This window comes from Mesorhizobium sp. M1A.F.Ca.IN.020.06.1.1, from assembly GCF_004023265.1.
In the GTDB taxonomy this organism is placed as follows: Bacteria; Pseudomonadota; Alphaproteobacteria; order Rhizobiales; family Rhizobiaceae; genus Mesorhizobium.
On record NZ_RZSR01000082.1, the window covers coordinates 1 to 10,686 of the forward strand.

The 10,686-nt window shown below is 64.9% G+C and carries 11 protein-coding genes; all 11 read left to right on the forward strand.

Annotated features, from left to right (window positions below; genetic code table 11):
- Nucleotides 1–127 precede the first annotated feature (127 nt).
- The 11 genes from EOA60_RS06135 (at nt 128) to EOA60_RS06185 (ending at nt 10,579) form a co-directional block, all read left to right on the forward strand.
- Nucleotides 128–595, forward strand: a complete 468-nt coding sequence (locus EOA60_RS06135) for a peroxiredoxin (protein ID WP_095825338.1) — start codon at nt 128–130, stop codon at nt 593–595.
- A gap of 165 nt (nt 596–760) precedes the next feature.
- Nucleotides 761–2,044 (forward strand): M23 family metallopeptidase, encoded by a 1,284-nt coding sequence (locus EOA60_RS06140; protein ID WP_095800860.1) that lies wholly within the window; start codon nt 761–763, stop codon nt 2,042–2,044.
- Between the two features lie 137 nt (nt 2,045–2,181).
- Complete coding sequence (locus EOA60_RS06145) at nt 2,182–3,618, forward strand: FAD-binding oxidoreductase (RefSeq protein WP_067328269.1); 1,437 nt, start codon at nt 2,182–2,184, stop codon at nt 3,616–3,618.
- The gene (locus EOA60_RS06150) at nt 3,615–4,349 is read left to right on the forward strand and encodes a FadR/GntR family transcriptional regulator (RefSeq protein WP_067328267.1); all 735 of its coding nucleotides are present in this window, start codon (nt 3,615–3,617) and stop codon (nt 4,347–4,349) included. Before EOA60_RS06145 ends, EOA60_RS06150 begins: the two co-directional genes overlap by 4 nt.
- Before the next feature lie 2 nt (nt 4,350–4,351).
- Nucleotides 4,352–4,786, forward strand: coding sequence for a VOC family protein (locus EOA60_RS06155; RefSeq protein WP_067328264.1), 435 nt, complete (start codon nt 4,352–4,354; stop codon nt 4,784–4,786).
- A gap of 65 nt (nt 4,787–4,851) precedes the next feature.
- On the forward strand, nt 4,852–5,904 hold the full coding sequence (locus tag EOA60_RS06160; RefSeq protein WP_179293649.1) for an ABC transporter substrate-binding protein: 1,053 nt from the start codon (nt 4,852–4,854) through the stop codon (nt 5,902–5,904).
- Nucleotides 5,904–6,677, forward strand: coding sequence for an ATP-binding cassette domain-containing protein (locus EOA60_RS06165; RefSeq protein WP_095780639.1), 774 nt, complete (start codon nt 5,904–5,906; stop codon nt 6,675–6,677). The genes EOA60_RS06160 and EOA60_RS06165 overlap by 1 nt, the downstream gene beginning before the upstream one ends.
- Entirely contained in the window at nt 6,674–7,429 is a 756-nt protein-coding gene (locus tag EOA60_RS06170) for an ABC transporter permease (RefSeq protein WP_067328257.1), read from the forward strand. The genes EOA60_RS06165 and EOA60_RS06170 overlap by 4 nt, the downstream gene beginning before the upstream one ends.
- Nucleotides 7,430–7,570: 141 nt before the next feature.
- On the forward strand, nt 7,571–8,737 hold the full coding sequence (locus EOA60_RS06175) for an ROK family transcriptional regulator (RefSeq protein WP_095825244.1): 1,167 nt from the start codon (nt 7,571–7,573) through the stop codon (nt 8,735–8,737).
- The gene (locus EOA60_RS06180) at nt 8,734–9,498 is read left to right on the forward strand and encodes an ATP-binding cassette domain-containing protein (RefSeq protein ID WP_095825243.1); all 765 of its coding nucleotides are present in this window, start codon (nt 8,734–8,736) and stop codon (nt 9,496–9,498) included. The genes EOA60_RS06175 and EOA60_RS06180 overlap by 4 nt, the downstream gene beginning before the upstream one ends.
- 40 nt (nt 9,499–9,538) lie before the next feature.
- The gene (locus EOA60_RS06185; RefSeq protein ID WP_128311141.1) at nt 9,539–10,579 is read left to right on the forward strand and encodes a sugar ABC transporter substrate-binding protein; all 1,041 of its coding nucleotides are present in this window, start codon (nt 9,539–9,541) and stop codon (nt 10,577–10,579) included.
- Nucleotides 10,580–10,686: the final 107 nt, after the last annotated feature.

Below are 10,686 nucleotides of genomic sequence, written 5' to 3' on the forward strand. Positions count from 1 at the left end.
CTTCTCGTGCTGCGGTCGCTCCTGATCCAAGCAATATTCCGTTGTAAACGTACTCGTCGTGGACGAATCCCCGCCTCACGTTATATCGATGCTCGATCCGCGCGTAACCGCAAACAAGGGCATCGACATGGCTGAACTCGACGTGGGCGACGTTGCGCCGCAATTCGATCTTCCGCGCGACGGCGGCGGCTCCCTGAGCCTCGCCGCGATCCGGGGAAAACCTGTCGTACTCTACTTTTATCCGCAGGACGACACCACAAGCTGCACCAACGAAGCGATCGGCTTCTCGCAGCTGAAGCCGGAATTCGAGAAGGTCGGCGCCGTGGTCATCGGGCTGTCCCCCGATAGCGTCAAGAAACACGACAAATTCAAGGCGAAATACGATCTCACCCTCGATCTCGTCGCAGACGAGGAGCGCAAGGCGATCGAGGCCTATCATCTGTGGGTCGAGAAGACGATGTACGGCCGCAAGTACATGGGTGTCGAGCGCGCCACCTTCCTGATCGGCCAGGACGGACGCATCGCCCGCATCTGGCGCAAGGTGCGCGTCAAGGGCCATGCCGAAGAGGTGCTGGAGGCGGTGCGCGCGCTCTGAAGCGGGGCAGACCCAAAGCTTCCGCGATTTGCTGGCCTCCTTCCCTGCACCCTGCCACCCGCGTTGCGGGATTTGGTTATGCCGACATCGGGGCCAGCAAAGCTTTGTTAACCCTAATAATGTGTAATCGAGCTGTCGTTGGAGTCGTAACGAAAGCTTGGTCCCGTGAATTCAAACGGTCAGTCAGCGGTCTTCGGCAGGCGCAAGGAGCCCCATACGGTCATTATCGCCCGGGGCAACGAGATCCGGCATTTCACCATCCGCCCGTGGCTCGCCGCCTTCATCGGGTCGGCGCTTGCGGCGATCGCCATCGGCTATCTGCTCGCCACCTCCTACCTGGTGCTGCGCGATGACCTGATCGGCGCCACCACGGCCAGGCAGGCGCGCATGCAGCAGGCCTATGAGGATCGCATCTCCGCGCTTCGCGCCCAGGTCGATCGCATCACCAGCCGCCAGCTTCTCGACCAGCAGCTCATGGAGACCAAGGTCGGCGAGTTGCTGGCCAGGCAGACCCAGCTCAGCCAGCGCCACGGCCGGCTCGGGCCGATCCTCGAACGCGCCGAGAGCGAGGTCGGCGATGTGCCCGCCGCAGCCAATGCCGCAGCGACGAAACCCGACGAGCACGCCGAGATCACCGGCGGCCTTTCGCAGGTCCCGACCTACTCCGTCGCGTCGTTGGGCGCCGGCGACACGAGGCCATTCTCCCTGTGGTCGACACGCTCGGACCCGCTCGACAACGAAACGTCAGCGGATCGCGCCGACAAGCTCTTCGTGTCGATCAACGCTTCGCTCAAGGCCATCGAGAACCAGCAGCTCACCCGCATCACCACGCTTGCGGACAACGCTTATCGCAACGCGGACGCGATCTCGCAGGCACTGCAAGCCGCCGGGCTGCCGGTCGACACGGAGCTCGACAAGAACGATGTCGGCGGGCCGCTGGTGCCGCTCGATTCCTCAATGATCTTCGACAGCAAAGTCAAAGAGCTGGATGAAGCGCTTGATGCGCTGGATCAAGTCAAGAAAGAGGCGCGCAAGCTGCCGCTCAGCAATCCCGCGCCGGGTCATACTGTGACCAGCCCGTTCGGAGTGCGCACCGACCCGATCCTCGGCACGGCCGCCCTGCATACGGGAATGGATTTCAGGGCGCCGATCGGCATGCCGGCGAAGGTCACCGCTGCCGGCGTCGTCACCAAGGCCGGCTGGAACGGCGGCTACGGCCGCATGGTCGAGGTCGACCACGGCAACGGCTTTGCGACGCGCTATGGCCACCTCAGCGAGATCGACGTGACTGTCGGCCAGAAGCTCGCCGCCGGCGACGTGATCGGCAAGACCGGCAGCAGCGGCCGCTCGACCGGTCCGCATCTCCACTACGAGGTGCGCCACAACGGCGAGGCGGTCGACCCGCTGCGCTTCCTCGCCGTCGGCAAGAAGGTCGCGCAGTACCTTTAGCGCACGCCTCGCGGCCGACCCGAGGTCCCTCCAGATTTATCCACCGTTTTGCCTGGGCAGCGCCTCGCTTCGGATTGACTCAATCCAAGTTGTAGGATGATATACATCACCCTATCGCCTCACCGATTGCGCCGCTGATGACCGTTCGCAGCCTCTCACCGGATATCCTCAGCGTCCTCGAAGACGCAGTGGGGCCGAGCGGTCTCACTGCCGACACTGCTGGAATGGCGAAGTATCTCGGCGATTGGGCCGGCGACTATCGAGGCAGCGCGCTGGCCGTACTGCGCCCCGCGTCGGTTGCGGAGGTGCAGGTGCTGATGCGTCTGTGCAGCGAGTTGGGACTCGGCGTCATTCCACAGGGCGGCAACACCGGCTTGGTTTCGGGCGCCATCGATGGCACCACCACCGGCGGTGTAGTCGTCAGCCTGGAGCGGCTGAACGCCATCCGCCGGATCGATCGCGCGAACTTCACACTTCAGGCGGACGCAGGCTGCGTGCTGCAGACGATCAAAGAGGCAAGCGAGGCCGAAGATTGCCTGTTCCCACTGGCGCTCGGCGCACAAGGCAGTTGCCAGATCGGCGGCAATGCCGCGACCAATGCCGGCGGCGTCAACGTGCTGCGCTACGGCATGGCGCGCGACCTGATCCTGGGGCTGGAGGTTGTTCTGGCCGATGGCGAGCTGTGGAACGGCTTTTCCGGGCTGCGCAAGAACAACAGCGGTTATGACCTGAAGCAGCTGTTCATCGGCTCCGAGGGCACGCTCGGCATCATTACCGGTGTGGAGGTCAAGCTGTTCCCGAAGCCTGCCCGTGTCGAGACCGCCTATCTCGGCCTCATCTCGTTCGAAGCGGCCATCGGCCTCTTCAACCGAGCGCGACGCGCCTGCTCCGATCTGATTTCCGCCTTCGAGATCATCGGCTCGGAATGCATCGATTTGGCCCGGCTGGTCGATCCTGGAATGACGGCGCCTGTCGCAGCACCCGTCCATGCGCTGATCGAATTGTCCTCCGGACCGACCATCGACCTCAACGGCGTGCTCGCCAGTTTTCTAACCGATGCGCTCGAAGGCGGCCTGGTAGCCGACGCAGTCCTCGCGACCAGCAACGCGCAGGCTAAGGCCTTCTGGGCGATCCGCGAGGGACTGGTCGAGGGCCAGGCGAAGCGCGGCTACCACGTGCGCACCGATCTCTCGGTGCGCATTTCCGATATCCCTGCCCTTGTCGAGCGCGCCCGCCGCTTCGTCGCCACCGAACATCCGGGCTGGATTGCACTGGCCTATGGCCATGCCGGCGACGGCAACATCCATTTCAATGTGCTGCCGCCGCTCGATCTCGCTGATGGCGAAGCCCGGGCGCGCGGCGAGGAAATCACGGCGGGACTCTACGACATCGCCGTCAGGCTCGGCGGCTCGATCAGCGCCGAGCACGGCATCGGCCGCAGCCGTGCCCGAGAATTCTGGGCCGGGCTTTCGCCGGCGCATCGCCGCATGGCTGCCGCGCTGAAGACTGCGCTCGACCCTAAAGGGGTGATGAACCCCGGCTGCCTGCTGCCCTCGACGGAGCGTTTTTTATGAAGCAGAGACTGGCCGCCATCGGCACCGTCGAGACCCTGCCGCACCGGGTCGCGGCCTTCCTCAGCCGCGAGATCGAATCCGGCGAGTTGAATCCCGGCGCGCGGCTGCCGACCGAGCAGGAGCTTTCCGAGAAGTTCGGCGTCAGCCGCAATGTGGTGCGCGAGGCGATTGCCCAGTTGAGGGCGGACGGCATGATCGAGGCGCGGCAAGGCATCGGCGCCTTCGTGCTGGCGCCCCAGCAAAGGGCGGCGATCCGCATCGACCGCGAGGCGCTCAAGGACACCCACAATATGGAGCGGCTGTTCGAGCTGCGTTGCATCCTCGAGGCCGAGTCGGCGGCGCTCGCCGCGGCGCGGCGCGGGCAGGAGCATCTCGATTCGATCAAGGCGGCGCTCGACCGCATGGGCGGCGAGGAGCGCTGGGAAGAAGGCAGCATCGACGCCGACCTGCTATTCCACCGCGAGATCGCGCGGGCGACCGGCAACAGCTACATCCACACCTTCATCTCTTTTGTCTGCGAGCAGATCCGCCAGTCGATCCACTATGCCCGCTTAACCAACCCGCTGCACGATCTCGTCGAGATCAATGTCGGCGAACATGTGCGCATCTATGAGGCGCTAGTGGCGGGCGATCCGGCGGCGGCAGAAGCAGCAATGCGTACGCACATCATCGGCGCTGCGAACCGCGTCGGCGTGAAGCTGCCACTCTCCAAGACCGGCGGGACGAAATAATCATGCCGGCCAACCTCACCCGCATCTCCGACGTCTGCCTGCTGGTGGAAAATATCGAGCGTACGGTCGACTTCTATGTCGGGAAACTCGGCTTCCGGCTGCGTCGGCGTGCCGAAGGCTTTGCCGATTTCCATGGCGAGGGCGTGACGCTCGCCGCCTGGGAGCTCGACCACATCAACCGACACACCGGCGTCTCGAACCAGAGATCGCCGCGCCAAGCGCACAAGGTTTGCGTCGCCGTCCAGCTCGGATCGCCGGCCGAGATCGACCGGCTGCACGGCGAATTGAGCGCCAAGGGCGTGCCCTTCTATGGACCGCCCGAAAACTACGTCTGGAATGCGCGCTGCGCCTATTTCACCGATCCGGACGACACGCTTTGGGAGCTTTACGCCTGGCTCGACGGCGGCCCTGGCGACTACCACGACCAACAGCCGTAGCGACGCCGCGCCGAGGGAGCGGCGCTTGGAAAGAAGAGACAAGAAGTCTGCAACAGGAGCGAAAAATGAGTGGGAGCCAAGACTACGAATTGAACCGCCGCGCTTTCGTGAAGGGCGGCCTCGCAGCGGTCGCAGCCGCGTCAGCCGGTATGCAATTGGTGTTGACGCCGGGCGCCAGGGCCGCCGGCAAGGTCGTCATCCAGTATGACTGGCTGATGTCCAATGGCCAGATCGGTGACATCGCGGCCGTCGCCAACGGCTATTTCAAGGATGCCGGGCTCGAGGTGGAGTTCAGCCCTGGCGGCCCCAATGCCTCGACCGTGCCGCCGGTGATCTCCGGCGCCGCGCAGCTCGGCCAGTTCTCGGAAACGCCGCAGCTTTATGCGGCGCGCGCCAGCGGCGTGCCGATCAGAATCATCGCCTGCGGCTTCCGCACCGGCCCCTATGCGCTGACCTCGAAACCGGGAAAGCCAATCCGCAATGTTGCCGACCTCAAGGGCAAGAAGATCGGCATCCAGCCGACCGCGCGCTTCGTCATCGATGAGATCCTGGCCAAGAACGGTATCGACCCCTCGGAAGTCACCATCGTCAATGTCGGCTTCGACAAGGCGCCTCTGGTGCGCGGTGACGTCGACGCCATCGGCGGCTGGATCACCAACACCCAGGCGCTGAGCGTGGTCGGCGAGGACCGCATCGATCTCCTGGTGCGCGACCTCGGCCTCGCTTCCTACGCCGACGTCTATTTCGCGACCGACGCGGCGATCGAGAAGGACCCCGACACACTGGCGAAGTTCGTCGGCGCGGTCGGCAAGGGCTGGGGCTGGGTTCACGCCAACCCCCAGGAAGCGGTGAAGAAGATGGTCGCCGCGTATCCGGAGATGGATCTCGGCTGGGAAGAGAAGACCGTCAACCTGGTGCTGAAACTCTCCTTCGACGGCGCGACCGCCAAAGATGGCTGGGGCACGTTCGACCCTGCCTCCATCGAGGAGCAATTGACGCTGCTCGACAAGGTCGGCCAGTACCCGAACGGACGCCCGGCCGCCAAAGATGTCTACACCACGAAGATCCTGGAGCTTTCGGCCGCGGACCGGCCCAAGCTCGACGCGCCCGCGGCCTGATGCCGAACGCCATCGAAGCGCAGAAGCTCGATGTCGGCTATGGCGGCCGGCAGAAGGTCGTCAAGGTGCTGTCCGGCCTCGACCTCACGGTCGCGGCCGGCTCCTTCCTGTCGATCCTCGGCCCGTCGGGCTGCGGCAAGTCGACCTTACTTCGCGTGGTGGCGGACCTGCTCGACCCGCTGGACGGCACGATCAGCGTGCTTGGGGCCACACCGCACGCGGTGCGCTCGCGCCGCGACGTCGGCTTCGTCTTCCAGGATTCCACCCTGCTGCCCTGGCGCACGGTGCGCGACAATGTGCGCCTGCCGCTCGGCGTCGGCCAGCGCAGCCTCACACGCAAGATCGATGACCGCAGCAGCGAACTGCTGGAGCTGATGGGGCTTGGCGGACTCGGTGAACGCCTGCCGCATCAGCTTTCGGGGGGCCAGCGTCAGCGCGTCGCCATCGCGCGCGCCCTGCTTGGCGAGCCCAGGCTGCTTCTGATGGACGAGCCGTTCGGCGCGCTGGACGAGATCACGCGCGATCGCCTCAACGACGAATTGCTGACGCTCTGGCGGCGCACCGGCACAACGATCCTTTTCGTCACCCATTCGATCGCCGAAGCCGCCTATCTCGGCGAGCGCGTCATTGTGCTGGCTGCCAATCCGGGACGGGTGGTGAAGGACCTCGACCTGCGGCCCTTCAAGCAGGAAGGCAACCGCTGCAAGCGCGAGGATGCGGCGATCGTCGGCGCCATGGCCGAGTTGCGTGCAGCGCTGGAGCGCGCATCGTGAGACCGGCGCCGCTTGCCCCGCAAATGGCGATTGCGCTTCCGGTTCTGGGCGCGGCGTCGATCCTGATTGCCTGGCAGTATCTCCTGCCGCTGCTCGGCGTGCCGGCCTATATCGTGCCGACGCCGACGGCGATCTTCGGCGTCTTCCAGAAGAATTTCGCCCTGCTCATCGACAATCTCAGACCGACGCTGATCGAGGCGCTGGCGGGCTTCGTCATCGGCAATCTCGCCGCCGTGCTGCTTGCCGTGGTCTTCGTGCACAGCCGCATCCTGCAGGCCGCCTATTTCCCGATCGTGCTGTTCTTCAACACCATTCCGATCCTGGCGCTGTCGCCGATCATCATCCTGATCTTCGGCCTCGGCATGACGCCAAAGATCGTCATCGCCGCCGTGATCTGCTTCTTCCCGACCCTGGTGAACATGATCCGAGGCCTGGATTCGGCAAGCGACAACGAACACGAGCTGTTCCGCGTGCTGTCGGCGACACGCTCGGAGATCTTCTGGGCTCTGCGCCTGCCCCGCGCCTTGCCGATGCTGTTCTCCTCGCTGCGCATCGCCTCGGCCACTGCGGTAATCGGCGCCATCGTCGGCGAATGGATCGGCTCGGACAAAGGCCTCGGCGCGCTGATCATCCAGGCGACGTTCAACTATCAATCCGACCGGCTCTACGCCGCGATCGTGCTGTCCTCGTCGCTGTCGATCGCGCTTTTCTGCATCGTCGTGCTGATCGAGCGTCGCGTCATCAGATACTAGCTTTCCGCACATTGCCCGGGTCGCAAGCGCCGGGGCCGCAGGGAAACTTGCTCTCCTCGAGAGCCGGGCAAATTATTTTTGAATTCCATTTGACTGAATAAATCTTCTCTGCGAACCTTGTGTCCGTCAGGAGCGCAAGCCATGGCGTTGCGGGGAACCAATCAGGAGTTCGGGCGGCCATACAACCGGCGCATCGTGCTCGAATCCATCCGCCGCTTCGGTCCGATCGCCCGCGGCGACATCGCGCAGCACGTCGGGCTCACCGTTCAGACGGTCTCGACTATCGTGCGCGAGTTGGAGGAACAGGGTTATATACTGTCGGTCCGCGAGGAACCGAAGGGCCGCGGCCAGCCGCCGGCCACGCTGCGCATCAACCCGGAAGGCGGCTATGCCGTCGGCATCCACCTCACCCCGCTGGGGATAGACGCCGCACTCATCAACCTGAGCGGCGACGTGATCGAGAGCGTCCATCGCGAAGCGCCGAGCCCGACGCCCGATCTCGCCTTCGAGACGATCGGCGCCATGGTTGTCGATCTGACCGGGCGCCGGGCCGGAGGACGGGTCATCGGCGTCGGCATGGCGCTTCCCGGCCCGTTCGGCGTCGAGTCCATGAGCTTCGTCGGACCGACCACAATGGCCGGCTGGAAAGGCGTGCCGCTGCGCGAGCGCCTTGCCGCCGCGACCGGCCTGCCCGCCTTCTTCGAGACCGATATGGCGGCGGCGGCCATGGGGGAACGCCTCTACGGCCTCGGCCTCCAGCGATCCGACTACTATTATCTATATTTCAGCGTCGGGCTTGGCGGCGCCATGGTGCATGACGGCGGCGTGCTGCGCGGGGCCTGGGGCAATGCCGGCGAGATCGGACACATCCCCGTCGTTCCGGAAGGCGAGCTTTGCCCCTGCGGCAACCGGGGCTGCCTCGAACGCTATCTGTCGCTCGAGGCGCGCGGCCGCTGGAACGGCAACGACGCCGGATGGGTGGCCGAAGTCGCTCCGATCTTCCGCAACGCCGTCGCAGTCATCGAGAACCTTTTCGACCCCGAGACGATCGTGCTTGGGGGCCTCGCCTCGCCTCAGTTGCTCGAACGCCTGGCTGCATTGGCGGAGCCGCTGCACAATTCGGTTTCGGCTCGCAAGGATCGCGCCGCGCCGCGCATCCTCGTGGCGCAGGGCGGGCAGCATGCCGTGTTGCGCGGCGCCGCGGCACTTGCCGTTTCCGGCGTGCTTTCGCCGCGCTTCGGCCAGATCTTCACCGCCAAGCGGCAGCGCGAAGGCGACCTTCTGAACGGCGGAGACATCGCGGCATGAGCGAACCCCTGCTGGTCCTTGACAACGTCACCAAGAATTACGGCGCCATCCGGGCGCTGAGGGGCATCAGCTTCTCGATCGCGCGCGGCGAGGTGGTGGCGCTGCTCGGCGACAACGGCGCCGGCAAGTCGACGCTGGTCAAGATCATTGCCGGCGGACTCGAGCCGACCTCGGGTCGCATGCTGTTCGAAGGCAAGGAGTTCCTCGCCAAAACCCCCGCCGAGGCCAAGGCCGCCGGCATCGAGACCGTCTACCAGGACCTCTCGCTCTGCACCAATGTCGACGTGGTGGCCAACTTCTTCATGGGCCGCGAGATCACCCGCAAGGTGCTGGGCGTTCCGGTGCTCGACGAGCGCGCCATGGAGTCAGTAGTGGCGAAGGCGCTGGCCAATGCCGGCACCCGCATTCCCTCGATGCGCACCAAGGTCGAGCACCTCTCGGGCGGCCAGCGGCAGGCGATCGAGCTCAACCGTTTCGTTCATTGGGGCGGCAAGCTGGTGCTGCTCGACGAGCCCTTCGCCGCGCTCGGCGTCGAGCAGACGCGCCGCGGCCTCGACATGATCCGCAAGGTGGCGAGCCAAGGCATCGGCGTCGTCATCATCACCCACATCATGCAGCAGGCCTTCCAGGTCGCCGACCGGATCGTGGTGATCCGCCAGGGCGTCGTGGCGGGCGACGTTGCCCGCAACAAGACAAGTCCCGATGCGGTGATCAACATGATCACCGGGGAAACGCTCGCCGGTGCCGGACCGGCGGGCTGAGGGACAAATGAGGGGTCCGGCGAAAAGAGGAGCGAACGACATGAAGCGAATGCTACTTTCTGTCTTCGGTATCCTGGCCCTGGCCATTGCCACGCTCACGCCGGCATTCGCCCAGTCCAAGGGTACCGTCTACTACCTGGTGCCGACCTTGCTCGACGAATTCCAGACCGGCTCGGTGAGCGCGCTGGAACTGTTCCTGAAACAGGTCGGCTACGAGATGAAGACACTGAACGCCGACAACAAGACCGACGCGCAGCAATCGCAGATGAACGACGTGATCGCGCTGAAGCCGAAGGCGATCATCCTCGCCGCGGTCGATTTCAATGCGTTGAAGCCATCCGTTGAAGCCGCCCGCGCGGCCGGCATCCCTGTGGTCGAGTTCGACCGCCAGATCACCGCCACGCCATCCGACTTCACATCGGTCGCCGGCACGGTCGAGATCGGCCACATTGCGGCGGAGCAGGCCGAAGCGCTGCTGAAGGCCAAGCATGGCTCGGTCAAGGGCAAGATCCTGCAGGTGCTCGGCGATCCCGGCGATCCCTACACGCTCGACATCCAGAAGGGTTTCGAGGAGAAGATGAAGGCGTTTCCGGACGTCAAGATCATCTCGCTGCCCGCCATGCAGTGGGAGGCGAGCAACGCCGGCACCATCGTCGCCGACCAGATCTTGGCCAATCCCGACATCGACCTGATCTTCAGCCACGCCGCGCATCTTTCGGTCGCGGGCGTTGCTTCGCTGGAGGCTGCCGGTAAGAAGCCGGGCGACGTGATGATGATGAGCTCGAACGGCGCGCCGGTCGGCCTCGACCTTATCCGCAAGGGTTGGCTCAACGTCGAAGTCGAACAGCCGCTCTACGCCCAGGCCGCGGCCGTCGCCATGTTCATGGACAAGGTCGTCAACAAGCAGGAGATCAAGACCGGAGAATATGACGTGCTCGGCCTGAAGTCGGTGGTGACCAAGGAAGCCTGGGGCCCGAACATCAAGATCCCAGGCGCGGCGATCACCAAGGAGAATGTCGACAACCCCGCTTTCTGGGGCAACCTGAAGCCGCCGACGGATACCGTTAAGCCCGTCGAGTAGGCCTTTTCCATCGAGCTCCGGGCCTCCCGGCCCGGAGCCTCGCGGGCCCGCCCCGCGGCAGCCGCATATTCAAATTCGACGCTAACCGGATCGGCCGATGAGCCCAC

What these genes read in the sequence shown, in the direction of transcription:
- EOA60_RS06135 (WP_095825338.1), top strand. Translation starts at nt 128, where the DNA reads ATGGCTGAACTCGACGTGGGCGACGTTGCGCCGCAATTCGATCTTCCG.
- EOA60_RS06145 (WP_067328269.1), top strand. Translation starts at nt 2,182, where the DNA reads ATGACCGTTCGCAGCCTCTCACCGGATATCCTCAGCGTCCTCGAAGAC.
- EOA60_RS06150 (WP_067328267.1), top strand. Translation starts at nt 3,615, where the DNA reads ATGAAGCAGAGACTGGCCGCCATCGGCACCGTCGAGACCCTGCCGCAC.
- EOA60_RS06155 (WP_067328264.1), top strand. Translation starts at nt 4,352, where the DNA reads ATGCCGGCCAACCTCACCCGCATCTCCGACGTCTGCCTGCTGGTGGAA.
- EOA60_RS06160 (WP_179293649.1), top strand. Translation starts at nt 4,852, where the DNA reads ATGAGTGGGAGCCAAGACTACGAATTGAACCGCCGCGCTTTCGTGAAG.
- EOA60_RS06165 (WP_095780639.1), top strand. Translation starts at nt 5,904, where the DNA reads ATGCCGAACGCCATCGAAGCGCAGAAGCTCGATGTCGGCTATGGCGGC.
- EOA60_RS06175 (WP_095825244.1), top strand. Translation starts at nt 7,571, where the DNA reads ATGGCGTTGCGGGGAACCAATCAGGAGTTCGGGCGGCCATACAACCGG.
- EOA60_RS06180 (WP_095825243.1), top strand. Translation starts at nt 8,734, where the DNA reads ATGAGCGAACCCCTGCTGGTCCTTGACAACGTCACCAAGAATTACGGC.
- EOA60_RS06185 (WP_128311141.1), top strand. Translation starts at nt 9,539, where the DNA reads ATGAAGCGAATGCTACTTTCTGTCTTCGGTATCCTGGCCCTGGCCATT.